Origin of the sequence: Undibacterium sp. TJN19 (genome assembly GCF_049339485.1) — a bacterium.
In the GTDB taxonomy this organism is placed as follows: domain Bacteria; phylum Pseudomonadota; class Gammaproteobacteria; order Burkholderiales; family Burkholderiaceae_D; genus Undibacterium.
Window position 1 is genome coordinate 1 of record NZ_JBMPPL010000006.1, and the last position, 23670, is coordinate 23670.

Sequence of the window (23670 nt, forward strand, 5' to 3'; positions counted from 1 at the left end):
TCTACAACAAAAACCTGCGCTACTTCACCTACGGGCATGGTGGCTACTTCAGCCCCAAATCCTATGTTGCCATGGGCATCCCGCTTGACTTTGCCGGACGCAAAGGCAAACTGTCGTACCAGATCGGCACCTCACTCGGTGTCCAGCACTTCAGAGAACTCGATGCCCCGTACTACCCGAACTCACCGGCAGACCAGGCTGAACTTGAACAGTTTGCGGCGGCCAACCCCACCATCAACATCCCGACCAGCTACCCGGGGCAGACCCGTACCGCATTTGCATTCAAGCTGACGGGCGCGGCAGAATACCAGCTGACCCCCCACCTGTTCCTGGGTGGACGGTTGAGTGCGGATAACTCAGGGGACTTCAATGATGCGGCGGCGGCGGTGTATCTGCGCTATAGTTTCGAAACCCGCAAAGGTCCCGTGGCTTTCCCGCCCCTCGCTCCTAAACCTTATTACCTCGGAAATTAAATCGTGAAAGCGGCAATCAAATTACTTGGCACCATGCTCTTGCTACCTGTGAGCGTGTTTGCCCAAGACCCGAATGCAGAAGGACGCAACTTTCTGGCAGAAGGCAATAACAGTGCCGCCAGCAAGAAATTTGCCGAAGCAGCCAAGGTCAATCCTTTCGATGCATCAGCGCTGAATAACCAGGCGGTCGCCCTGGCAGCGCAGGGAGATACAGAAAAAGCCCTGAACCTGCTGGAAAGAGCGAATCGCCTTGCGCCCAACCGCGCAGATATCGCCGCGAATCTGACAGAGTTGCGTAACTGGATGAACCGTAATAATCCGCAAATTCAGGCGCCACAACGAAAATTGCCGATAGGAGCCGCTTATCAGGGCCAGGGAGATATTCCACCAGAGCCGCCACCTTTGTGGAAGAAATGAGCAAAATGCATAAGCAAATTACGGCAACGTCCTTGCAAATCGCCTGATTTTGATGCACTATTGACTTGGATAGCCCTTACCAAAGGGCACAACATGGCAAAAACAAATATTTAATCAATAATTGATATGAAACACGTTGTTTTCTTTTTCTTCTTTTACTTTAGCTATTCCAAGCCAAGGGCGGTGGGAAGACGGTAAGCACACGAAGAAAAAGCGCTAAACCAAAATTCTAAAAAACCGCCAGACCAGGCGGTTTTTTTTTGCCTGAATTTTTTTACCGGATTTTTCCGATAAACGTAACGTACAAAAAACAAGACCTCTCAACACAGGGACATGGAGACACAGGGAAAGACAAGAGAATCTTGAAAAGCATGACGCGCACTGAAGCCCTGGCTTCCTGAATTATTCTGTGCGCCTGTTTGTTCCTTTGTGTCTTGGCGTCTCTGTAGTGAGATTTTAGGTTTTAAATCGATTTTCTTATTCTAATTTTTAGTATCTGACAGGAGTTAACATGCAGCGCACCGACGATTTACGCATACGCGAGATGAAGGAACTGGTTCCACCCTCACATTTGATACGTGAATTTGCCTGTTCCGAAAAAGCGTCTGAAACCGCTGCCAATGCGCGTACCGCTTTGCACCGCATTCTGCACGGTCAGGACGACAGATTGATGGTGGTGATCGGACCTTGTTCCATTCACGACACGAAGGCCGCGATGGAATATGCGCACAGGCTGGCAGCAGAGCGCCCGCGTTTTGCCGGTGAGCTGGAAATCATCATGCGCGTGTATTTTGAAAAACCACGCACCACGGTTGGCTGGAAAGGGCTTATCAATGACCCTTACCTGGATAACAGTTTCCGCATCAATGATGGTTTGCGCATTGCACGTGAACTGCTGCTCAATATCAATGAACTCGGCCTGCCCGCAGGGACAGAATATCTGGACGTGATCAGCCCGCAATACATTGCCGATCTCATCAGCTGGGGCGCGATTGGTGCCCGTACCACTGAGTCGCAAGTGCACAGGGAATTGGCATCTGGCTTGTCGTGCCCGGTAGGTTTTAAAAATGGCACCGATGGCAATGTCAAAATCGCCGTTGACGCGATCAAGGCTTCGTCGCAGCCACATCATTTTTTATCTGTGACCAAGGGTGGTCATTCAGCAATTGTTTCCACCAATGGCAATGAAGACTGCCACATCATCCTGCGTGGTGGTAAAACACCCAATTATGACGCTGTCAGCGTTGAGGCCGCCTGCAAGGACATCGCCAACAGCGGCCTGGCTTCCCGCCTGATGATTGATGCTTCGCATGCCAACAGTTCTAAAAATCCGGCTAACCAGATACCCGTGTGCGCCGATATCGGCAGCCAGATCGCCGCAGGCGACACCCGCATCGTCGGCGTCATGATCGAATCCCATCTCGTTGCTGGCCGCCAGGACCTGGTACCAGGCAAAGAACTGGTCTACGGCCAGTCAGTGACTGATGGTTGCATAGACTGGGATTCCAGTATCAAGGTACTGGAAGGCTTGGCTGAGGCGGTCAGGCAGAGGAGATTGAAGCAGGCTTATTGACGCCCTTATTTTTGCTTTCAACAGGTATGTTATGAAGATGTCATTCTTATCTTATATGATATGAATTGCGCCGCTATTGATTTATTTCATTGCATTTCATTGTGCATTGCATTGATATGCGACACAATGGCGCCCGATTTATCTTTCGGATATTAATTGAGTTACATCTAAATAGGATTTTGAAATGTTGAAAATAAAAAAACGATCGTCGCTTCATCTTTGCTTGCATTCAGCGTTGCCCTGGTTGGTTGTGCAGGTGTTGAAACAAGTAAGTATGCATACACGCCTGCTTTGAAAGCCAATCAAATTACAAAGAGCGATGATTGTTACGACGCTTCTGTTTTGCTGGAAAAAGATCTGAATACGTCGAAAACTATCGCTAAGAAGGTACTGACAGGCGTCAACGCAACCGTTTCTTCTGAGACTGACACTGTGATCAAGGCCCAAAGAAACAGAAATATTGGATTGGTTGTTGGTAGCGGTGGTGAAGAGTTATTCGTCAATCTGAAGAGTGTTTCCGCCGCAAATACCTTCATTACCGTAACAACAAAAACGGGTTTTGTTGGTGGCGCAGGTCAAAAAGCATGGTCATGCCAAATAGCGGCTGAATTGATTAAAATGGCAAATAATTAATACTGTAAAACCTCATTCCGTCGTGATTTCAGGATTGCGACGGATAAAATAAGAATCCATGAAACATCACCATTTTGCAAATCCATTGCGCACCTTCTTTGTTTTTTTTCTGATTTTTCAGCTCAGTGGATGTGCAACCGTCAGTAAAGTCGAAACGGTAGGCGATATTCAACCAGTTTTGGCAGACAAATGCCAGATTGAGATAATCGATAAATCTGCATTGCCAATTGGTTCCAAAATCATCGGTAACATTGAAACGCATATCAAAGGCAACATCTTCTTTGGTGGCGTAGTCAGGACAAATGATGAAGGGTACAAAGAGCTTAGAATAAAATCGTGTGCGCTTGGCGGTAATGCTGTTGTGATTGATGATGTGATTGAATCATCGGCCGCAGAAATGCGTCATATACATATTTGGGCGAGAGTACTCATTATCCCGAAAACCTGAAGTTACATATACATGCAGTCAATTCGGCAACCAAGCCAGTATCAATATCGCTTCGTTAGCGTCATCTGATCACCTTCACGCTTCATTTCCATACGGTTTAAAAATGACATGCCCAGCAAGGGGACGGACAGGCCTTTTTCAATGACAGAAGCGTCGACCTGATGCAATTCGACATCGCCAATTTTGACAGTATCGAGCTTGAGCATATACATATCGACCAGGCCATTTGCAGTGTTGGCGCGACCAGGGGCGCCTTGTTTGTAATTCAGACCCATCCTGATGGCGTCGCTGGCTGGTAGTACGACGACGCTGGCGCCGGTATCAACCAGCATATTCACACTGACGCCGTTGATCACCGCGGGGGCCATGAAATGGCCACGGTCACCTGCTTTTAAAACAATGCTATTGCCAGTCCCCCCGGCAGAGTGATGCACGGTTTGTCCCATGATCAGCACCTGGCGCTTGCCCTTGATCATGACAGTCGCTGTTTCGCGATCGGCCTCAATCAGTTTTGCATCGCTGCCGATATTGCTGCCGACAGAATAGGTTTTGGGCGGTGCGCCGTCCACGACCAGTATCGCCTTTCCCGGAAACAAGCCGACCACGCCAATTTCAGTGCCGTGGGCCGTGCTGGCGCAGGCCAGCAATGTCAATAGGGAAAGATGTTTCAGGTAGTGGCGCATTGTTACTCAATCGCGAAAATTATTAAATTCCAACGGCAGGTCTTTGATATCCTTGCGCAGCATCGTCATGGCTGCTTGCAAATCGTCACGTTTGGCACCGGTGACGCGTACCGAGTCACCTTGTATGCTGGCCTGTACTTTCAGTTTACTATCCTTGATGGCCTTGACGATTTTCTTTGCATCTTCAGTTTCAATGCCATTTTTGACCTTGATACCCTGTTTAACCTTGTCGCCACCAATTTTTTCGATCTTGCCCAGATCAAGAAAGCGTACGTCGACATTGCGTTTTGCCAGGGTCATTGTCAATTCGGTACGAACCTGGTCAAGATGAAACTCTGAATCGCCATAAATCGTCAGTTCACGTTCTTTTTGTTCAACCTTGGCACTGCTGCCTTTCAAGTCAAAGCGATTGGTAACGACTTTATTGGTTTGGTCTATCGCATTTTTGACATCAACCATGTTTGCTTCTGAAACGGTATCGAATGAGGGCATGTCACTTCCTTGCTGAAAATAATTAAGTAAGCCACATTTTAGCAAATGCAGGCAGGCATAAGAGTGCTAAGGCTATAATTTGAGGCTTATGACGAATTTACTTCCATTATTAGCAGATTATCCTCTGCAAAACCTGAATACTTTTGGCATCGCTGCCCGCGCCCGCCAATTTTTGCGCATTGGGCATCTTGAGCAATTGCAAGCCATCTATCATGACAGTCAGTTAAAAAAACTGCCGCGCCTGATACTGGGCGGTGGCAGCAACTTGGTCTTGTCGGATCAGGTTGATGCACTGGTCGTGCAGATGTGTCTTAAGGGCCGACAAATTATTGATGAAGATGATTATTTTGTGCATGTCGAGGCCGCCGCTGGCGAAAACTGGCATGAATTTGTTTTGTGGACTTTGTCACAAGGTGTCGGTGGTCTGGAAAATCTGTCACTGATACCGGGCACCGTGGGCGCTGCGCCGATACAAAATATTGGTGCCTATGGGCTGGAGATACAGGAAGTGTTTGATAGTCTGACAGCATTTGATTTCGCTACTGGCAATATCGTGCGCATCGACAAGGCGGCCTGCCGTTTCGCCTATCGCGACAGCATTTTCAAACAGGCTTATAAAGATCGCATGGTCATACTGAGTGTGCGCTTTGCCTTGCCTAAACAATGGCAAGCCAGGTTGAATTATGCTGATGTCGCACAGTATTTGAACCAGCAGCAAATTGCTACTCCAACAGCTAAAGAAATCAGCAATGCCGTGATCGCCATACGTCAGGCCAAGTTACCTGATCCCGTACAGATCGGCAATGCAGGCAGTTTTTTCAAGAACCCGATTGTGTCTGCTGCGCAGCGTCATAGCTTGCTTGACGCACATCCAAGGCTGGTCAGCTATCTTCAGGAAAGTGGAGACTATAAGCTGGCCGCCGGCTGGCTGATTGACCAGTGTGGCTGGAAAGGGCGGCAACTGGGACAGGCAGGCGTATATGAAAAACAGGCACTGGTTCTGGTCAACCATGGTGGCGCTACAGGCGCTGAGGTACGCGCATTGGCCGTAGCCGTACAGACTGACGTGCAAGCGAAGTTTGGTGTTCTGCTCGAAGCAGAACCCGTATTTGTATGACCAGACTTTTTGTCATTGAATAACAGGATAGTAAATGTCAGAGTTTTCGCCAGAAAATACCAGTGATGATGAACAATTGGTCGGTCACGATAGCGTACCAGACGCTGATTGCTTGACACCGCCAGAAGGCAATGCGTTCACTATTAAGCGCTTGATGACCGAGGCTTTACGAGTCAGTGTCTGCCTAAAGCCACACTGGCAGGGCGTGCCTGCTTCACCTGTGATCATCGCGGTGCTGATGGCACTGTATCTGCTGACACATATTGCCATACAGCGCACGATGATTGTCGGTCCCGCGCAATTTTTCTGGCAGGTGTTTTCGTCTGGCTGGTTTTATTTTGCTGCGCTGGCATGGGCTTGTTACCACTTGCGCCCCGTAGGTCTGCACCAAGCCTTGCATGTGAACACAAAGATAGCACCAGATACCAGCCGCTTGCTGACGCTGGCACTTGCCCAGATACTGGTGCTCAATATCGTCGTTTGCTCAATCGGGTCAATATGCATACGGCTGGGGTGGTACGATTTGTCGAACCTGGGGTTGCGCATGCAATGGCTGGTTTATCTTGCACCCCCTTTTCTGGTGTTGTTGATACAACTGTTGTTCTTGTGGCGCTCCAGTGATCGCCGCGTTGGGGCAATGCTGTTTGTCTGCGTTGTCATGCTGACCGCTTTTGGACTGGAGATCAGTACGCGGTCCACGCAATTCTGGTATCCACGCCAGGAAGTCAAAACCCCAGCGAATGCTGAAGCGGATGAAGCAAATGAAGCAAATGACAAGGCGCCTGAAATCACGCAAGAGATATTTGAAACCCAGGCTGCCTTGCTGAAACAAAAACTGGACGACATCAAACCGCAGAGGCCTGGCGTAATTGATTTATATAGCCTGACCTTTGCCCCTTATGGTGAAGAGAATGTTTTCCTGAATGAAACCACCATGGTATCAACGATGATGGAGAAACGCTTTGATACCGCAGGACGTAGCCTGCAACTGGCAAATAATCCAAAAACCATGGACAGCTTGCCTTGGGCAACGCCACTGAATTTGCAAAGAGCGATAACGCATATTGCCAGCCGCATGGACCGCGATGAAGATGTATTGTTCATGCATTTTTCTTCACACGGCGCCAGTGATGGTGAACTGGCGGCCAGCTTCTGGCCGTTGACGGTGAACCCTGTCACACCCGCTGACCTGAAGCGCTGGCTTGATGATGCTGGTATTAAAAACCGCGTCATCTCCATATCGGCGTGTTATGCCGGTAACTGGATTGCACCACTGTCAGACGCCAATACGCTGGTCATGACGGCGTCTGATGCAGATCACACTTCGTACGGTTGTGGCAGCAAATCTGATCTGACCTTTTTTGGCCGTGCCATGTACGATGAGCAATTGCGGGACAAGACGCTTTCCTTCGAAGCAGCCCATGCTGCCGTGCGCCCGATTATCAAACAGCGTGAAGAAGAGGCCGGTAAGACCGATGGTTATTCAAACCCCCAAATCGCGGTCGGCATGCATATCCGTGAAAAATTGCAGCAACTGGAGCAAAGACTGAAGCAGCAGGCATCATCCCGGCAGGAAAAATAGCAGGCTTGGTGTCGGACTGTTTCATTACGAGAGGTTGGCCATGAAATTGCCGCAGTTATTATTGTTCGACCTGGGCGGGGTGCTGATAGAAAACAATACCTTCAGTCGTCTGCAAGCGCTCTTGCCGCAAACTATAGAGGGTACAGAACTGTCGATACTGAAAGAGAAATGGCTTTCTTCACCTGTGGTTCGCTGCTTTGAACTGGGGCAGATAGCGCCTTCAGAATTTGCCCGTCAATTTATTGAAGAATGGTCACTGACGCTGTCTGAGCAGGATTTCATCTCAGAATTCCTGTCCTGGCTCAAGGGTTACTATCCTGGTGCGCATTGGTTGATACAGCGCTTGCGTCAAAAATACCGTGTTGCCTGCCTCAGCAATTCCAACGTCTTGCATTGGGAAAAATTTGGTCAGCTTGATACGGACTTTGATCTTGCCATGTCTTCACATTTGCTGGGTGCAATCAAGCCTGATGCTGCCGCCTTTGCCATGGCACTGGCACATTGCCAGGTCACGCCGGATGAAGTCTGGTTCTTTGATGATGTCCAGCCCAACGTGCTGGCCGCGGCAGAACTGGGCATCAAAGCCTTTCATACAGATGGGTTTGCCGATGTGCAAACCACCTTGCTTGCTAACGGCATAAGGCTAACTTAGCGGATCTTTTTCCAGGTGGAAATCGTCGTAGTTCCATTGCCGCTGGCACTGGCTGGTACGCGGTAGCTAAGCACGTCCGTCTTGAATTCAAATTGCCTTGCCTGCTCGCTTCCATCCCAGTTGGGAAAGGATGCATGCTCTATCCTGAAGATCAATACATTCCGTTCTACATCGATAAAGCAGCGCCCGTAATGTGAACTGGTATCCAGCACAGCGGCGCGGAATTCTGCCTCAGTGCCCTTGCGTTTGTCACCGGCAGCAAATTTGCTGCGTTCTGATTTATAGATTTGCAGGGAATATCTGCCAGTATCATCAATGATCAGCAGACCATGCGGGTTGGCGCCAAAAGTTTCACCACGACTACCGTCGGCACGAATCTCTGGTGCGTCAATCAGGGTCCAGGTACCCGTCAGGCGCTTTTGTGCCTGTTCATTTGGGTCTATATCCTGCTGCATCATTGCATAGGAAGGCAGGTTGAAACCGATGATGCCAATCAGGCTGATGGCGCGTACTATTTGGAGAAAAGTTTTCATGATATCGCGTGATAAGGGTGAAGGGAAATGACGTTCAGATATCTGCGGCGACCGACAGCAGCAACTTGCCGCTGGTGTTCCGGGATTCGAGATCAGCATGTGCTTTTGCGGCATCGCCAAGCGCGTATATACCGCCTATGCGCAACTGCAATACCTGTTGTTGCAGCCAACCAAGGACACGCTGACTGCGTTGCGTCAGACTGGCTGCATCGGCTACATGGTGGGCAAGAGTAGGGCGAGTGAAAAACAAGGAGCCGTGACGACAAAGACTCATCGGGTCTATTGCAGGGACAGTGCCACTTGATTGCCCAAACAGCACCAGTGTGCCTAATGGACGTAATACGGCCATGCTGCCAAGATAAGTTGTCAGGCCAACAGAATCATAGACCGCGTGAACGCCTTGTTGCCCCATCAATTCCTTGACTGCCTCAACAAAATTAGTCTCTGTATAGCGAATCACATTGTCGGCCCCTGCATTTTTTACCAATGTTTCTTTTTCTGCGCTTGATACCGTGGTCAAGACTGTTGCACCCTTATGCTTTAGCAGTTGTATCAATAGCAGGCCAACGCCACCAGCGCCTGCATGCACTAGCACTCTATCGCCTGCCTGTACGTGATAACTGGTCTCTGTCAGATATTGCACGGTGACAGCTTGCAGCAAGGCGGCAGCTGCCTGCTGGTTGCTGATGTCACTTGGCAGTCTGATTAGTTTCCAAGCCGGGATCGCCAGATATTCGGCATATGAACCAGGTTGAGACAACCATGCCACCCGTGTGCCGGCGGCAAACGTGGCGTTTCCATCGACGACGACCCCGGCACCTTCGGCTCCGGGCAATGAGGGCAGGGTGACTGGGTTTTGTCCATTGCGCTGATAAATGTCAGCGAAGTTGACGCCGGCAAAATCGACTTTCACCAGCACTTCTCCTTCTTTTGGCCTTGGTACGGGCAAGTCAACAAGTTGCAATACTTCCGGACCGCCCTGTTTTAAAAACTGTATGGCTTTCATGATTTTTCTTTCGTATAAAGCGTGGCAGCAATCAAGTAACGACTGCCTGACTGGATGCAAAGAGCTTAGTCAAATCCGTATCAAAAGAAAATTCCTGAAAGATTCGCCTGGAGTGTGCATAATTGCACAATGATGAATTGGGATGACTTACGTTTTTTTCTGGCACTGGTCGATAGTGGTACATTGACCGGTGCTGCGCGTCGTTTGCAGGTAGAGCACACTACTGTGGCGCGTCGCATAGATGCTTTAGAGGCAGCACTTGGCTTGCGTTTATTCGACCGCCTCGTGCGTGGCTGGCAACCGACCATCGAGGGACAGGATCTGGTTGCTCATGCGCGCGAGGTAGAAGATCGCTGGTTTTCTTTTGAAAGAAAAGCCCTGGGTGCGGAGAAAATGGAAGGTATAGTGCGCATTTCTGCACCGCCAAACCTGACGGCGTTTTTGCTGGCACCACATTTGAAAAACCTGCCTGTCGCTTTGGCAGGCGTAGATCTGGAGCTATTGGCCGAACGTCAGCAAGTGAGTCTGGGGCGGCGCGAAGCAGATATCGCCTTGCGCATGGCACGTCCGCAAACGGCAGGTCTGGTCATCAAGCCACTGGCAAGCATTGCCTATGGCTTATACGCCAGCAAGGCTTACCTGAAAGGTCGCATCGCGCAGGATTGGGAATTTGCCGCCTACGAAAAAGATTCCAGCACACCCCATCATCAATGGCTGGAGCAACATGCCGTTGGGCGACGAAAAATTTTGCGCAGCAATGATCAAATGGTCTTGCGTCAGTTTGCAGCAGCAGGTCTGGGCGTTACGGTATTGCCACGTTATCTGGTAAATGGCAGCCGGGAGTTGGTACTCATCGAAGAAGAAACCTGCCCGGTGCAAAGAAAACTCTGGCTGGTTATGCACAATGACGTACGGCGTTCGCCGCGGGTGAGGGCGGTGGCAGATTATCTGATTGCCTTATTTGGCAGCGATGCGGTAATGACCGCCTTGAAATGAAGCACAACATCGTTCTTGTGCAGCGCACACTAGCGAAATGAACGCGGTATGATGTGGTTTTCGGCACGGAGGTAAGCCAAATGAATACCTTGATTATTATCGACATGCAAAACGCCTGGGTGCATGGCACGACCCCGCGTTTTGACAAGGATGCAGTGATTGCCCGTATTCAATATGCGGCAGATTACACACGTAAACATGGCGGTCAAGTGATCTTCGTGCGCCATGCCAATGATGACGCCATGGCCGGCTCCGCTGGCTGGGAAGTCATTTCCGAACTGCCTTTTAGCCACGGTGATGTTTTCGTCGATAAAACTGCCTGCGATTCATTTGCCGATACGGGTTTATTGGCTCACCTGAAGATCACTGGCGCGCACACTTTGATTGTCTGCGGGTTGGCTACCGAATTTTGTGTGGATACCACACTGCGCGCTGCGGCATCCAATGGTTTCGATGTGGTTGCCTTGTCTGATGCCCATACCACAGGTGACCGACCGCACATGAAGGCCGATAAAATAGTCGAGCACCATAATTGGGTATGGGAAAATATTTCTACCCCCGCCAGCAGTCGTTTGATGGTGCGCACCACTGCCGAAGTGTTCGGAAATTAATTTCACCCACTGCTGCTGACCTCAGTGCAAACTCGATTAGTTTGCACGGCAGTATTGTTGTTAATTTAAAACTTTTTTCTTATCCCTGGTTTTTCATTCTTCTGCTTAAAGCAGAATCTCAGCTTATTCAAATAAAAAAGCTAAACTTTTAAGTTACTTTACCGTTAATGGGTTAACGCAGTAATCCGTTCTGCTTTTTATCCTTAAAGTTGGGGAATGATATGAGTATCAGTCAAATAACAGGTGGGGGCAGTAGCGTCTCTGCTGTTGAGCCTCGGCAGGATGTTAAAAGTACACCGAAACTGTCAACATCAACAGGAAATGCCAGCGCAGGTTCAATCGCGGCGACAGAGGAATCAAAGCAGACAGCAGCTGTCAGCAGCACTGCGTTGAAACAATCTGTCGATGAGATCAATCGATTCATTAATTCAAGCAATAGTGTGAATTTAAATCTCGACAGTGGTTCAGGCAAGGTTGTGGTGCAAATCGTTGACCGGGAAACAAATGCAGTTATCCGGCAGATTCCATCTGCTGAAGTCTTGTCGATTGCCAAGGACTTAAGTGGTAAAAAAGGCTTGTTACTGAACGATCAGGCGTGAACAGGGCAGATGCGTGATCCTTACGTCTGATGCAGGATACTGGCGCGCTCAGTTGCAACGCCCGCTCATAGAACGCCTGGCGGTGGCTCCGGTGGAACTGCTTGCCTATGTCGCCAATGTCAATGCCAGCCAAAACCTGGACAAGAATTTCCCTGAGGCAGTGCTGCCAGAGGCAGATTTTCTGGACGATGTGCGTTCAGCCATTACTGAAATGCCTGTGGCGGTTTTAAAAATGCTGGAGCGACCCTTGCTCGGTGTTTATTTTGCCCGCGGTTTGGGCTCATCTGCTCTGACGGATGTGGTGATGGCTGCGGATGGCAGTTCTCTGGGTATGGTCTGCCTGATGGATGCAGATGCATTCTTGCAACGTTCAGCCAATGCCTGGGCCAGCTGGAAGGAAAACACACCATTTTTACCACAGGATAACTACAGCATCGAAGTGGTGATAGAAACTGCAGAAAACGATAATCGCAAAAACGCCATACAGTTTTTGTTGCTGCATGAATTCGGCCACGTATTAACCGCAAATAGCGAATTTCTGCCGGACTGGTGGATAGGCGCGCAAAAATTCAGGTCTACCGAAGAATACAGTTACCTTTCCCTGTCCTGGCAAATTGCCATGAGTGGGGATTTGATACCCCTGCTCAGGGAAGATTTCCAATACCGTAAAAGGCTGAGCTTTTATACCGGAGAGCAATTGCCAGGTGATTTGATCCCTGAAATCTACCGGGCATTGCAAAAAACTACTTTCCCCACCTTGTATGCTGCGACGAATGCCTACGACGATTTTGCTGATGGCTTTGCCAGTTATGTACACCAGCTTGTGATGCAAAGGCCGCTGACAGTCAGCATCAAGTCCGCAAATGAAACGATAGTGCAGATTGCTGATTACTGGTCCAGCCCCAGAGCACGGCTTAAAGCCGGTATTTTTGCCGAAATGCTTGCCAGCGCCTGAGTCACACGTGTCAATACACGCTAAGACTTGTTGTCAGGTAACGACGACATTGAAGCCATCATCGTTGCAAAAAAGCATAAATTCACCCTTGTATCAATAAAGCTGTAAAAACGCCTGTATTCCTTGTTTCAATCGTCCTACTCTCATAGATAATTGGCGGACGATCTTAGAACAAACGGGTATATGCATGGCAGCACCAGTATCTGAAACCCTGGACCCCGACGACTGGCAAGCACTGCGGGCGCAAGGGCATCGCATGCTCGACGACATACTTGATTATGCCGAGCACATACGGGAGCGTCCTGTATGGCAAAGTATCCCGGATGAGATCAGGGCGCAGTTCAGGCAAACCTTGCCGGTTGGTCCGAGCGACCTGGCGACCGTGCATCAGCAATTCATGGACAATATCCTGCCCTATTCGGTAGGTAACAGCCATCCCGGTTTCATGGGCTGGGTGCATGGCGGCGGGAATCCAGTCGGTACACTGGCAGAAATGCTGGCCGCCGGCCTGAATGCCAACCTCGGCGGGCGCGACCATATGCCGATAGAAGTAGAAAAACAGCTGACTCGCTGGGTAGCCAGCCTGTTTGATTTCCCAGATAGTGCCAGTGGTTTGTTTGTTACTGGTACATCGATGGCAAATTTTATCGCTGTTCTTGTCGCCAGGGCGCAGGCACTGGGCAATAGCGTGCGCCTGCAAGGCGTGGCAGCATCTGGATCCAGGCTGGTGGCCTATACTTCTGCGGGTGCGCATGCCTGTATCGCGCAAGCGATGGACATGGCTGGCCTGGGCACGGATGCCTTGCGCATCATTCCCATGAACAGTAATTTTGAAATGGATACTGCACTATTGCAGGCGGCCATACAGGCAGACCGTGCGGCTGGCATGAAACCCTTCTTTATAGCCGGGACAGCCGGTTCAGTTGATGTTGGCGCCATCGATAATCTGACTGCGCTGGCTGACATTGCGAAGCAAGAGCAGTTGTGGTTTCATATCGATGGTGCGTTTGGCGCACTGGCCATACTCGCACCTGATATTGCGCCGCGACTGCAAGGCATACAGCGTGCCGATTCCATCGCTTTTGATTTCCACAAATGGCTGCAAGTGCCTTACGACGCTGGTTTCATCCTGGTGCGCGACAGCGCTGCGCATTACGCTACTTTTGCCACGCCTGCCAGTTATCTGCGCCGCGAAGCGAAGGGCCTTGCTGCTGGCTCGCCATGGCCCTGTGATTTTGGCCCTGATTTGTCGCGCGGTTTTCGTGCACTGAAAACCTGGTTCACCATACAGGTGTATGGGGCGGAGCGGCTCGGCCGCATGATCGCCCACACCTGCGCGCTGGGGCAATACATGAAAGCAGCCATCCTCGCCCATCCCCAGCTGGAACTGCTGGCACCAGTCGCCTTGAACATCGTCTGTTTTCGCTATCGTTGTGAAAACCCGGATGATATCAACGCCAGGATTGTCGTTGCCCTGCAAGAGTCTGGCATTTCAGCACCATCGACCAATATCGTGAACCAGCAACTGGCAATACGTGCAGCCATCGTTAACCATCGTACGTGTGCAGAAGATATCGACACATTGATTTCCGCCACTGTCGCCATTGGTGATAAATTAAGCAAACAGGATGACACTCATCATGACAAATGACATGCCCAATAACATCCCAAATAACATGCCAAATAAGGTGGACGGTACAGACAAGTCCGGCCATCCTCAAAGCAAGCTGATTGGTCTGGCACCGTTGATGCGGCAGGCTTTTTCCGGTGTAGACATGAAACCTCAGGGCATGGCCCTGATAACCCATGCTGAGCAGCACCCATATGATGCCAATGCCATGATGGATCTGGCCACTACCCTGTTATTACTGGGGCATCGCGACACGGCGCTGGCAACCCAGATGGAGGCCCTGAAACTTCAGCCCCTGTATTCGATACCCACCACACGCGAGACCAAAATAAAATTACTGGCGCTGATGACCGATGGCGACCTGATGGCCAATACGCCGCTGGAATTTCTGGTGGAAGACTCCGACATCGCCCTTGATTTGCTGTATGTAGGCGCAGGCATACCGGCAGTAGACCAGGTGCCCGAACACGATGTCATGTTTGTCGCCGTTGGTGAAGCGGATGACAAACACGAACTGCTGCTTGATCTGCAAGCGCTGGTAGATACCTGGCCCCGGCCTGTCATTAACTCGCCAGAGCGCATCACGCATCTCGGACGTGACAAGGCCTGTGCACTTCTGCAATCAGGTCATGGCATAGAAATGCCAACTTCAATACGCATAGATCGCCAGACACTGGAAAAATTGGGTAATGCTGAAATTGAATTGTCTTCGCTTTTGCCAGGTGATGAGTTCCCCATTATCGTGCGGCCTTTGGGCTCACATGCAGGGCAGGGTTTGCGCAAGGTGGTGGCGGCAGATGCCATTCCTGATTATCTGCAAGCCGTACCCAGTGAAGAATTTTACATCGCCCGCTTTGTTGACTATCGCAGTGAAGATGGGCAGTTCAGAAAATATCGCATCATACTGATTGATGGGCAGCCCTTCATTTCACATATGGGGATTTCCAAACACTGGATGATTCATTACCTGAATGCAGGCATGACAGAAAGTGCAGAAAAACGCGATGAAGAAAAACGCTTCATGGAGAATTTTGATACTGATTTCGTCCCGCGTCACCTGACCGCATTTGCAGAAATCACCAAGCGCCTGCAACTTGATTACGTCGGCATAGACTGTGGTGAAACAAGAGATGGGAAATTGCTGATTTTTGAAGTCGACAGTGACATGATCGTGCATGCGATGGATCCAGTGGATATGTTCCCCTACAAACAGGCACCGATGAAAAAATTGTTCGCTGCGTTTCGGGAAATGCTGATCAAGGCTGCCGCGCTGGCATCCCCGTCGGTAACGATCTGAGTTCGCGGAAACTCTTCATTCATGCAAATGCGCACCCGTCAGGATTTTCCCAGTCTTGATCAACTGCTGATCGATGGTGGTGATGGCAGAATCGCCTTGCATGCCGACGGCCTGAATAAATACGGCTGCGCCGCCTTGCCACAAGGAGCGCAATCTGCGTTATTTGCGTTTGGTTCCGCCACGGCTTCGTGCATTTCCGCGCCTGCCTATGCTGCCGCTGCCAGGACATATCCTCAACTGTTGCTCGCCCATCAGCAGCAAACCGAATATGCGGTGTATGCAAGGGAAATTGATGGCGTGCGCCATGAATTGAAACAGCTTTGCGGGCTGGGCCAGCGCAATGATATCGACATTGTATTTGCTGCATCAGGTACAGATTTGCACCTGATTGCCGCCCAGCTTTATGCCAGTTTTTCTACAGAACCGACCCTCGTTATCATGAGTGATGCCAATGAGACGGGCAGTTTAGTGCCCTTAGCTCTTGCTCTGCGTCATTTTAGTGAGCGAACTGCATTGGGTGATCAGGTAAAGACCTGTGAGCATATCAAACATGCAAAAGAACTTGAAGTTGTCAATGCTGCTGCTCGCTGGGCTGATGGCTCGGTCCGTGATGTCCACGATATTGAAACCGAAGCACTCATCAACAAGGCTTTTCTAAGCGGGCAGGCAGTTATATTGATTTTGGTCGATGTCACCAAGACTGGCATAATGGCACCTTCGATAGGAACAGCTATCAGGTTGCGAAAAAATATCCGCAATTACAAGTTGTTGTAGAAGCCTGTCAGTTCCGACTGTCAAATGCCAGCTTACTAGCCTATATTGAATAAGGTTTTATGGTAGCGATGACAGGTTCAAAATTTCTGTGTGGCTCCAGCTTTTCTGACGCATTATCTATGCGTATTTTTCGAAATATTCATCACTAAGTTTGTTACCAGTGAGTGCGCTGGATCGTAGCGCTATTTTCTCGCAACAGAACTGGGATTGTTGTGCAACGATTTTTTCATTTGTACTAATGTTGCTTGTTGCGCCCCTATCTGCCGCAGACAGACATCCATACAATCACGAAAATACTGTCGCTTTATATCATCGCTTGCAAAAAGAAAAGGGCATGCGACTCGGGCAACTTGTTACCTGCGGTATATTCGATTACAAACCAGTCAGCGCTTTAATATTGCAGCGGCGACAGATGGAAGAATAAGGCCAGCTTTTTTCCAATAAAAACCACAATGAAATATATAAATTCTAGCTGCTGTGTTTAATAAGCTTAAAACGTCCTATTGATATAGATCATTGAGATTTGCTTATTGATTTTAAAAGCAGTAGTTCAAATATTCTAGTTCGTTGAATGCCGATCAGATGCTTAGTTTAAAAAAACCAATTGAGAATACGATGATTTTTGTAATTGGCTTACTTGAGATTGTGTTGTTGATGAGATATTTTCTAGGTATAATACTTACCAAATTTTTATGATCCTACTTCGCTTCATGACGCAAGCAACTGCATGACTTTCCGCATTGCAGGCTTGGGGCAAATTTATCCCTATGCCTGCTTCTCAATCACATTTGTTGCATCCTGGATATCGGCCTGATATTGATGGACTAAGAGCGCTAGCAGTTCTCTCGGTGCTTATTTTTCATGCTTTTCCGCATTGGCTGCAGGGTGGCTTCATCGGTGTTGATGTCTTCTTCGTTATTTCTGGATATTTGATTTCGGCGATCATTTTTAAGAGTTTGGAAAGCGGCACTTTCAGTTTTTCTGAGTTTTACGTCCGCCGTATTAAACGTATTTTTCCTGCACTCCTTTTAGTATTAGTCGTGAGTTACACTTTTGGCTGGTTTGCATTAACCGCTTACGAGTACAAACAACTAGGTAAGCACATTGCTGCTGGTGCTGGTTTCGTATCCAATATCGTGCTTTGGAGTGAGTCCGGATATTTTGATAATTCTGAGACTAAACCACTACTGCATTTGTGGAGTTTAGGAATTGAAGAGCAGTTCTACATTGTCTGGCCGTTGTTAACGGTTTTTTTCTGGAAGCGCAATCTCAATATTTTGGCTATCACAATATTAGCCGCCATTGCATCTTTCTGTTTCAACATTATATGGATAACAAAGGATGAAGTAGCAACTTTTTATTTTCCGCAAACACGCTTTTGGGAACTACTCTGTGGCAGTTTATTGGCTTGGATGAGTTTACACAAAAGCCGTTCATTTACCAATGCAGGAGTGCAAGCTAGCGGCTGGCTGACATCTGTAGGAGGCTATGGAAAGTATAAGTTCGATGAAAGGATGCAAGCCAATGTGCTTTCTTTTATTGGATTATCCTTACTTGTATGCGGGTTTTTGTGGATAAGCAAGGATCTTAGTTTTCCTGGAATGTGGGCAATCGTTCCTGTAGCAGGAGCGATGTTTATTATTCTTGCCGGTCCAGAGGCATGGATTAATCGCAAAATATTGTCCAACAAAATTGCGGTCTGGTTTGGTTTGATAAGCTTCCCTCTTTATTTATGGCACTGGCCTTTGCTGTCTTTTGCCAGGATTGTGGGAGGTACAACGCCTGATTACAACATCCGTATATTGTCTCTGCTGACTTCTGTTGTGCTAGCTTGGCTTACTTATCGACTACTTGAGCGCCGTGTCAGGCTAACGGAACATAGCAAAACCATGACTTTCACTCTCGTCATATTAATAACTATTATTGGTTGCATCGGTTATTTTACATATAGCAATGCTGGTTTTAAATTCAGATTGAAAACGAATATTGTTGCAGTAGAAGATATTGTTGCCAACCCATTGCCTGAGGTTCATGGTATCGATTGCGCAAGGCATATTGCCGAGTTTAAAGGCTTGGAGTTCAATGGCGGTTGTTGGTTGAATAAAGATTCTCTGCCATCAATTGCGTTTGTGGGGGATTCTCATATGTTGCATTATAAGAATGCCATTTGGAATAATCTTAGTAAGGAATCTGTCTTGATGATTGTCCAGTGGGCTTGTTTTCCATTTTCTGAAGCGCAATCTTCAAGTTATTTTTGCAGAAAAAAGCATGAGGCTCTAAGTCACTATTTAGAAAATAGTTCATCTATCAAAACTGTTGTACTGTCTGGAAATTGGTCGTATCTGATGTCTGGCAGTTTTGAAAAAACAGGTGAGAACTGGCGACTTGCAAAACTGTTTACTGAAGAGGGTATGCAGAAATTTAAGGAAAATGGAGCTACTTTTATTTCTAAGATTGTGAAAAGTGGTAAGCACGTTATTTTCTTAAAAGATATTCCTGATTTAGATTTTAATGTTAGGAATTGTTTTGATATCCGTCCTCTAAGTATATCTCTGGCTCCTACCTTTATTCCAGAGTGCTCCATGAGTGAGGCAAGATTTCTACAACGAATAGGCCCTTCTGATGCAGTAATCGATAGTCTTTTAAAACCATTTCGAACGGTAAAAATCTATAATCCCCGTCCACTTTTTTGCTCAAAAGGTAAGTGTGTCGCTAAAGATAATTTTTTGCCGTATTACCGGGACGGTGATCATGTCAACCATTACGGGGCGAGTATGGTGATTGATGATCTGATGAATAAGATTGATTTGAGCGGTCAATAATTTCGATATGGCATAGATTTTCCACTTTAATTGAAGGTAAATTATGCATTCTGTAGCTGCTGATACCATCCAATTTTTTCATTTGTAACGACTTATAGTCTAGTCGACAATTACTGCATGGTTGTTTTTGGCGCGGCATCGCAACCCATATCCTTTAAGCGACTTTCTATTTCCCGTTTGTTGCGGGTAAGTTCATCCATATCACGTGCCTGAGCGCCTGTGCGCTGTGAACTTTGCACGCCCGCCAGTTGTTTGCGTACTTCGTCGCACATGGCTTTTTTACTTGCAGCATCATTCGCAGCGCGTTTGGCTGCTTCGCTCTGCGCATCGTTGCCCCCGGGTTTTTGCGGCACACTGGCTTGCGAGCGGCCAGGCTCCTCACTCTGGCGTATCGCAGATTTGCGTTCATTTTCTTTTTCAATCATGCATTCACTTTCTATGCGCGCACGTATGTCCAGCGCATTGCCACGTTGGGCGTAAATATCGCCGATCAGCTTGCGGCGTTCTGCGCTACTTGCCTCGCTCAGTAATTTGTCCTGCAAGGCACCGCCTTCTCGCATCCAGATAATTTTCTTGGCCTCTTCACCGCGTCGCATGCAACTGGGGTCCAGCGCTGGTTTATCGGACGGTGTTTGCATTTTTCCTATGACCTGACCCTTTTGGCCGTTGTCACAGGGCTTGTCCTGATAACTGCTGCCGCAGCGGTACAAATTCTGCGCCTGACTGTCCGCAGGAACAGAGCCGACAAGCGCACCCAAAGAAATCGGCAGTGAAAGAGCCAGAAAAGTCGATAAAAAACGAGATATGCGCATACGAATTGACTCGCGAATAATTGGAAGTGTTCGTAACTTTATCATTTTTACAGGTAAATGCACTGAAAAAATGATGAATGAAGAGAAATTACCAGTGCGCAAAAAATCCAGAAATTACCATCAATAAGTTCAGCTTGACTTGTCGTTTTATTTTAGATGATAATCAACATCTAATTAGATTATTGTTGTAATCTAATAGTGAGTTTCGTGAGGAGCGATAAATATGGAAACTGCTTATAAACAAGGTGAAAATAAATTTCATCCTGATAGCAATGAATTGCTATCCCTGTTTGAAGCGATGGTAGAGCATCACTACGTACATAACGGAGAGGTGCGCATTCATTATGCTGTTGCAGGTGAGGGGCCCTTGCTGGTGTTATTGCATGGTTTTCCAGATTACTGGCTGGGCTGGTGGCAGGTAATGGCGGATCTTTGTATTGATCACCGGGTTCTGGCGATGGATTTGCGTGGCTATAACCTCAGTGACCAGCCAGCAGATGTGCAAGCCTATTCGCCTTCTGACCTGGTAGGAGATGTGTGTACTGTTATCGCGCATCAGGGGGCAAAGAATGCGACGGTCATTGGGCATGACTGGGGCGGTTTTCTGGCATGGCATACCGCCATGGATGCGCCTGATTTCGTCAACAGGTTGGTGGTATTGAACATGCCTCATCCCTGGGCTATCGCGCGTGAACTGGCTACTAATGATCAACAGCGTGTCGCCAGCGAATATGTCGGTTTGTTCAGGAAGCCACTTTCGCACACGCAGATTTCCTTGTCGCGTCTGGGCGCTTGGGTGACAGACCCTGTTTATAAAATCCGCCATGATCAGGCCATGACCGCCTCTTCCCTGGAGGCTATGCTCCACTATTACCGGCTTAACTGGCCAATAGAACCTTATCAGCCAAGAACCGACACGCCACCAGCGGTGCAGGTTCCTACTTTACTGATACACGGCCTGGCCGATTCCTATGCCTTGCCAGCTGGCCTGAATGATGTCTGGCAATGGGTAGACAATAAAGTCACCATCCAGACCCTGCCACGTGCAGGGCACTTTATGCAGCATTAACATCCGCAACAAGTGTCGCGCATGATACGTCACTGGTTGTAGGGCAATGCATAGAACGCATCTAATCCGCATTGATGAAATGCGTTCTGGATAAAGCAAAATCCTTCACACACCTATACACACTTATACAAACATACACACACAAAGGAAAAATGATGGAACTGAAAAATACTGTAGCCCTGGTGACCGGCGCTAATCGTGGTCTGGGTCTGGCTTTTGCCACGGCTTTGCTGGAAGCAGGCGTCAAGAAAGTGTATGCCGCCTCCAGAAACCCCAGGGAGATAGCTATGCCTGGCTTACACGCCATTCAACTCGATGTCACCAATGAAGAAGAGATCTTGGCGGCTGCGCGTGAATGTGGCGACGTAAACCTGCTCATCAATAATGCGGGTATCGCCCAGCCATCTTTGTTTGCCGCTGCCGATGCGCTGACGGCAATCAGGGCGCAATTTGAAACCAATTTTTTTGGCATGCTGGCGATGAGCCGCGCATTTGCGCCTGTGCTGAAAGCCAATGATGGTGGTACGCTGGTCAATATGCTGTCTGTATTGAGCTGGATTAATATCTCTGCCATGAATGGCTATTCAGCATCCAAGGCGGCTGCCTGGTCATTAACCAATGGCTTACGTAACGAGTTACGTGAACAGGGTACCAAGGTAATAGGTGTGCATGCGGCATTTATCGATACGGATATGACGAAGGGAATCGCCATGCCGAAAACCAGTCCTCAGGAAGTGGCAAGGCAGGTGCTGGAAGCCATCGCATCAGGGCGTGAAGAAGTATTTGCAGACGAAATCACGCGTGCGGTTAAAAGCGGGCTTTCTTTGGAACATGCACCCTATTTGAGTGAAGCCGGCAGATAGTTCAAACGCCCGGACGCGATAAAGATATATCATTCTGCACACCAAGGTTTAATTTTAAGGAATCTCTGATGAGGTGTGGCGAGCGCGCTTAGTTTGGTGAATTGAAAACCCTTGACTCGCCGTCGTAAGATTGTACGGCGAGCGTCGCACGCCACATTAGCCTCGCGCTTAGCTTCATCAATTGTTCCTTAATCAGCTGTTCCTTAAATAAGGCGTTGCATAGTGTCAGGCTTATTCAGAAATATTTTTACGCTTATTATTGCCCTGTTGAGCCGTCGTGAGACTGATATCCGTAAGGGTATCGTTTCTCATTACTGGATAACGCCTTTTGACACCGGCATACGGTCGCTTAAAAGTGATCAGTATTTTCAGTTGGCTGAAGCGGCGCAACTGGATTTTCTGGTGAAAACAAGTTTGTTAGCACGTTTGTTACGTGAAGGAACCGGTTTCGTCAATGTTTCGCAGTTGGCGAAATTCATGAAGCCAGTCGGCATGTTTCAGCGCGTAAGAGTCGGGACTCGCATTATCTATGCCAATGAAAAATGTGCTTATTTTGCCCATGCTGTGTTTGTCCACAGTACGCCTTGCGCGGAAATTCTGGTCAAGATGAAATTCAAGCGCGGTGCGGTAACAGTTACTCCCGGTGATTTGATCAAGACGAGCTTCAGTGACAAGCCTGCACAGATTCTTGCCTGGGAGCAGGCGCTGGAAATGATGTCTGTCGCACCGGCGAATCAGTAGGTGGCAGATCCGCGGTGATTGCTGCAAATTACATCTCAGCGTCCGCCAGACACATCAACAAAACTGCCCGTAATGAAAGAGGCTGCATCGCTCAATAAAAACGTGATCGCAGAGGCGACTTCATCAGGCGTGCCACCGCGTTGCATGGGAACGCCGGTTTTCAATCGTTCTACTCGGTTTGCTTCACCGCCATCGGCATGCATGGTGGTATAAATCAAGCCAGGCCGTACGCAATTCACGCGTATGCCTTCACCTGCCACTTCCACCGACAAGCCCTTGGTCAGGGTATCTACTGCTCCCTTGGTGGCGGCGTAATCAACATATTCATTGGCTGAACCCAGGCGTGATGCTGCTGAAGATACATTGACTATGCTTCCCCCAATACCGCCATGTTTGGTGGACATGCGCCTGACAGCTTCGCGACAGCACAGAAAATAACCGGTGACATTGGTGGTCAACAAACGATTGATGCGATCGGCCGTAAAATCTTCAACACGGCATTGTGGCAACAGAATGCCAGCATTGTTGACCAGTGCATCAATCCTGCCCAATTGTCTGTCGATGTCGGCAAACAGGCGCACGACTTCGTCTTCTTTCGACACATCTGCCTGCACTGCTATGGCATGACCGCCGTCTTTTAAAATCTCATCCACCAATTGCAAGGCTGCTGCCTGATTGGTGACATAGTTAATGCAGACAGCATAACCAGCCGCGGCAAGTTGCTTCACGGTGGCGGCCCCTATGCCTCTGCTACCACCGGTTACCAATGCTACTTTATTCATGTCAGCTCCAGAAAGTATCCCAGCAAAGCTGGTATTGATGCCAGCATGCGTAAAAAAAAAGGCGTCAGCAAGCGACACACTCAAGGTGGTGCTGACTTCAGATAGTGATT

The 23670-nt window shown here is 48.6% G+C and carries 25 protein-coding genes; 19 read left to right on the top strand and 6 right to left on the bottom strand.

The annotated features are described in order from the left end of the window. The 5 genes from ACO0LH_RS16740 to ACO0LH_RS16760 form a co-directional block, all read left to right on the top strand. Nucleotides 1-473, top strand: a 473-nt coding sequence (locus ACO0LH_RS16740) for a cellulose synthase subunit BcsC-related outer membrane protein (RefSeq protein ID WP_422942262.1), incomplete at its 5' end; no start/stop codon positions are given. 3 nt (nt 474-476) lie between these two features. Beyond that, on the top strand, nt 477-890 hold the full coding sequence (locus ACO0LH_RS16745) for a tetratricopeptide repeat protein (RefSeq protein WP_422942263.1): 414 nt from the start codon (nt 477-479) through the stop codon (nt 888-890). 511 nt (nt 891-1401) lie between these two features. Beyond that, nucleotides 1402-2463 carry a 3-deoxy-7-phosphoheptulonate synthase AroG gene (gene aroG, locus ACO0LH_RS16750; protein WP_422942264.1) on the top strand — a complete coding sequence of 354 codons (1062 nt, stop codon included), beginning with the start codon at nt 1402-1404 and terminating at the stop codon, nt 2461-2463. A gap of 291 nt (nt 2464-2754) precedes the next feature. Further along, entirely contained in the window at nt 2755-3096 is a 342-nt protein-coding gene (locus ACO0LH_RS16755; protein ID WP_422942265.1) for a hypothetical protein, read from the top strand. A gap of 58 nt (nt 3097-3154) precedes the next feature. Beyond that, nucleotides 3155-3544: a hypothetical protein gene (locus tag ACO0LH_RS16760; RefSeq protein WP_422942266.1), complete on the top strand. Its 390-nt coding sequence runs from the start codon at nt 3155-3157 to the stop codon at nt 3542-3544. Between the two features lie 41 nt (nt 3545-3585). On the opposite strand, the gene ACO0LH_RS16765 is transcribed toward ACO0LH_RS16760, so the two are convergent. Continuing rightward, complete coding sequence (locus ACO0LH_RS16765) at nt 3586-4227, bottom strand: retropepsin-like aspartic protease family protein (RefSeq protein ID WP_422942267.1); 642 nt, start codon at nt 4225-4227, stop codon at nt 3586-3588. Between the two features lie 6 nt (nt 4228-4233). Next, nucleotides 4234-4719: a YajQ family cyclic di-GMP-binding protein gene (locus ACO0LH_RS16770; protein WP_422942268.1), complete on the bottom strand. Its 486-nt coding sequence runs from the start codon at nt 4717-4719 to the stop codon at nt 4234-4236. Nucleotides 4720-4807: 88 nt separating this feature from the next. Between ACO0LH_RS16770 and murB the strand changes: the two genes are divergently transcribed. Genes murB through ACO0LH_RS16785 form a run of 3 tightly spaced genes read left to right on the top strand, consistent with a single transcriptional unit; the run spans nt 4808 to nt 8070 of the window. Further along, a complete protein-coding gene (murB, locus tag ACO0LH_RS16775; RefSeq protein ID WP_422942269.1) occupies nt 4808-5836 on the top strand; it encodes a UDP-N-acetylmuramate dehydrogenase in 1029 nt (342 codons plus the stop codon). A gap of 34 nt (nt 5837-5870) precedes the next feature. Further along, a complete protein-coding gene (locus ACO0LH_RS16780) occupies nt 5871-7418 on the top strand; it encodes a C13 family peptidase (RefSeq protein WP_422942270.1) in 1548 nt (515 codons plus the stop codon). 40 nt (nt 7419-7458) lie between these two features. Next, nucleotides 7459-8070: an HAD-IA family hydrolase gene (locus tag ACO0LH_RS16785; protein WP_422942271.1), complete on the top strand. Its 612-nt coding sequence runs from the start codon at nt 7459-7461 to the stop codon at nt 8068-8070. On the opposite strand, the gene ACO0LH_RS16790 is transcribed toward ACO0LH_RS16785, so the two are convergent. Together ACO0LH_RS16790 and ACO0LH_RS16795 are read right to left on the bottom strand one after the other, a co-directional pair. Next, entirely contained in the window at nt 8067-8603 is a 537-nt protein-coding gene (locus tag ACO0LH_RS16790) for a lipocalin-like domain-containing protein (RefSeq protein WP_422942272.1), read from the bottom strand. The genes ACO0LH_RS16785 and ACO0LH_RS16790 overlap by 4 nt on opposite strands. A gap of 34 nt (nt 8604-8637) precedes the next feature. After that, complete coding sequence (locus ACO0LH_RS16795; protein WP_422942273.1) at nt 8638-9609, bottom strand: quinone oxidoreductase family protein; 972 nt, start codon at nt 9607-9609, stop codon at nt 8638-8640. A gap of 132 nt (nt 9610-9741) precedes the next feature. Between ACO0LH_RS16795 and ACO0LH_RS16800 the strand changes: the two genes are divergently transcribed. From ACO0LH_RS16800 to ACO0LH_RS16835, 8 genes are all read left to right on the top strand, one after another. Beyond that, the gene (locus tag ACO0LH_RS16800) at nt 9742-10605 is read left to right on the top strand and encodes a LysR family transcriptional regulator (RefSeq protein WP_422942274.1); all 864 of its coding nucleotides are present in this window, start codon (nt 9742-9744) and stop codon (nt 10603-10605) included. A gap of 80 nt (nt 10606-10685) precedes the next feature. After that, the gene (locus ACO0LH_RS16805) at nt 10686-11216 is read left to right on the top strand and encodes an isochorismatase family protein (RefSeq protein WP_422942275.1); all 531 of its coding nucleotides are present in this window, start codon (nt 10686-10688) and stop codon (nt 11214-11216) included. Nucleotides 11217-11437: 221 nt separating this feature from the next. Next, nucleotides 11438-11815: a flagellar protein FlaG gene (locus ACO0LH_RS16810; RefSeq protein WP_422942276.1), complete on the top strand. Its 378-nt coding sequence runs from the start codon at nt 11438-11440 to the stop codon at nt 11813-11815. Nucleotides 11816-11828: 13 nt separating this feature from the next. After that, nucleotides 11829-12770 (top strand): hypothetical protein, encoded by a 942-nt coding sequence (locus ACO0LH_RS16815; protein WP_422942277.1) that lies wholly within the window; start codon nt 11829-11831, stop codon nt 12768-12770. A gap of 187 nt (nt 12771-12957) precedes the next feature. Further along, nucleotides 12958-14421: a pyridoxal phosphate-dependent decarboxylase family protein gene (locus ACO0LH_RS16820; RefSeq protein ID WP_422942278.1), complete on the top strand. Its 1464-nt coding sequence runs from the start codon at nt 12958-12960 to the stop codon at nt 14419-14421. A 1-nt stretch (nt 14422) separates the two neighbouring features. Continuing rightward, nucleotides 14423-15697, top strand: a complete 1275-nt coding sequence (locus ACO0LH_RS16825; RefSeq protein WP_422942279.1) for an ATP-grasp domain-containing protein — start codon at nt 14423-14425, stop codon at nt 15695-15697. 21 nt (nt 15698-15718) lie between these two features. After that, nucleotides 15719-16471 carry a hypothetical protein gene (locus tag ACO0LH_RS16830; protein ID WP_422942280.1) on the top strand — a complete coding sequence of 251 codons (753 nt, stop codon included), beginning with the start codon at nt 15719-15721 and terminating at the stop codon, nt 16469-16471. Between the two features lie 767 nt (nt 16472-17238). Further along, a complete protein-coding gene (locus ACO0LH_RS16835; RefSeq protein ID WP_422942281.1) occupies nt 17239-19293 on the top strand; it encodes an acyltransferase family protein in 2055 nt (684 codons plus the stop codon). Nucleotides 19294-19403: 110 nt separating this feature from the next. On the opposite strand, the gene ACO0LH_RS16840 is transcribed toward ACO0LH_RS16835, so the two are convergent. Beyond that, on the bottom strand, nt 19404-20105 hold the full coding sequence (locus tag ACO0LH_RS16840) for a hypothetical protein (protein WP_422942282.1): 702 nt from the start codon (nt 20103-20105) through the stop codon (nt 19404-19406). A gap of 223 nt (nt 20106-20328) precedes the next feature. Here ACO0LH_RS16840 and ACO0LH_RS16845 point away from each other — a divergent pair, with 223 nt between their 5' ends. The 3 genes from ACO0LH_RS16845 to ACO0LH_RS16855 all read left to right on the top strand — a co-directional run bounded on the left by ACO0LH_RS16845 (nt 20329) and on the right by ACO0LH_RS16855 (nt 22778). Continuing rightward, complete coding sequence (locus tag ACO0LH_RS16845; protein ID WP_422942283.1) at nt 20329-21174, top strand: alpha/beta fold hydrolase; 846 nt, start codon at nt 20329-20331, stop codon at nt 21172-21174. 155 nt (nt 21175-21329) lie between these two features. Continuing rightward, a complete protein-coding gene (locus tag ACO0LH_RS16850) occupies nt 21330-22037 on the top strand; it encodes an SDR family oxidoreductase (protein WP_422942284.1) in 708 nt (235 codons plus the stop codon). A 222-nt stretch (nt 22038-22259) separates the two neighbouring features. Continuing rightward, nucleotides 22260-22778 carry a thioesterase family protein gene (locus ACO0LH_RS16855; RefSeq protein ID WP_422942285.1) on the top strand — a complete coding sequence of 173 codons (519 nt, stop codon included), beginning with the start codon at nt 22260-22262 and terminating at the stop codon, nt 22776-22778. 35 nt (nt 22779-22813) lie between these two features. On the opposite strand, the gene ACO0LH_RS16860 is transcribed toward ACO0LH_RS16855, so the two are convergent. Beyond that, nucleotides 22814-23560: an SDR family oxidoreductase gene (locus ACO0LH_RS16860; protein ID WP_422942286.1), complete on the bottom strand. Its 747-nt coding sequence runs from the start codon at nt 23558-23560 to the stop codon at nt 22814-22816. Nucleotides 23561-23670 lie beyond the last annotated feature (110 nt).

Bases quoted from the DNA above. Each gene is read 5' to 3' on its own strand.
- ACO0LH_RS16795 (WP_422942273.1), bottom strand. From the start codon at position 9,609: ATGAAAGCCATACAGTTTTTAAAACAGGGCGGTCCGGAAGTATTGCAA.
- ACO0LH_RS16820 (WP_422942278.1), top strand. From the start codon at position 12,958: ATGGCAGCACCAGTATCTGAAACCCTGGACCCCGACGACTGGCAAGCA.
- ACO0LH_RS16840 (WP_422942282.1), bottom strand. From the start codon at position 20,105: ATGCGCATATCTCGTTTTTTATCGACTTTTCTGGCTCTTTCACTGCCG.
- ACO0LH_RS16825 (WP_422942279.1), top strand. From the start codon at position 14,423: ATGCCCAATAACATCCCAAATAACATGCCAAATAAGGTGGACGGTACA.
- ACO0LH_RS16835 (WP_422942281.1), top strand. From the start codon at position 17,239: ATGCCTGCTTCTCAATCACATTTGTTGCATCCTGGATATCGGCCTGAT.
- ACO0LH_RS16760 (WP_422942266.1), top strand. From the start codon at position 3,155: ATGAAACATCACCATTTTGCAAATCCATTGCGCACCTTCTTTGTTTTT.
- ACO0LH_RS16845 (WP_422942283.1), top strand. From the start codon at position 20,329: ATGGAAACTGCTTATAAACAAGGTGAAAATAAATTTCATCCTGATAGC.
- ACO0LH_RS16800 (WP_422942274.1), top strand. From the start codon at position 9,742: ATGAATTGGGATGACTTACGTTTTTTTCTGGCACTGGTCGATAGTGGT.
- ACO0LH_RS16785 (WP_422942271.1), top strand. From the start codon at position 7,459: ATGAAATTGCCGCAGTTATTATTGTTCGACCTGGGCGGGGTGCTGATA.
- ACO0LH_RS16780 (WP_422942270.1), top strand. From the start codon at position 5,871: ATGTCAGAGTTTTCGCCAGAAAATACCAGTGATGATGAACAATTGGTC.
- aroG (WP_422942264.1), top strand. From the start codon at position 1,402: ATGCAGCGCACCGACGATTTACGCATACGCGAGATGAAGGAACTGGTT.
- ACO0LH_RS16765 (WP_422942267.1), bottom strand. From the start codon at position 4,227: ATGCGCCACTACCTGAAACATCTTTCCCTATTGACATTGCTGGCCTGC.
- ACO0LH_RS16790 (WP_422942272.1), bottom strand. From the start codon at position 8,603: ATGAAAACTTTTCTCCAAATAGTACGCGCCATCAGCCTGATTGGCATC.
- ACO0LH_RS16860 (WP_422942286.1), bottom strand. From the start codon at position 23,560: ATGAATAAAGTAGCATTGGTAACCGGTGGTAGCAGAGGCATAGGGGCC.
- ACO0LH_RS16805 (WP_422942275.1), top strand. From the start codon at position 10,686: ATGAATACCTTGATTATTATCGACATGCAAAACGCCTGGGTGCATGGC.
- murB (WP_422942269.1), top strand. From the start codon at position 4,808: ATGACGAATTTACTTCCATTATTAGCAGATTATCCTCTGCAAAACCTG.
- ACO0LH_RS16850 (WP_422942284.1), top strand. From the start codon at position 21,330: ATGGAACTGAAAAATACTGTAGCCCTGGTGACCGGCGCTAATCGTGGT.
- ACO0LH_RS16810 (WP_422942276.1), top strand. From the start codon at position 11,438: ATGAGTATCAGTCAAATAACAGGTGGGGGCAGTAGCGTCTCTGCTGTT.
- ACO0LH_RS16770 (WP_422942268.1), bottom strand. From the start codon at position 4,719: ATGCCCTCATTCGATACCGTTTCAGAAGCAAACATGGTTGATGTCAAA.
- ACO0LH_RS16830 (WP_422942280.1), top strand. From the start codon at position 15,719: ATGCAAATGCGCACCCGTCAGGATTTTCCCAGTCTTGATCAACTGCTG.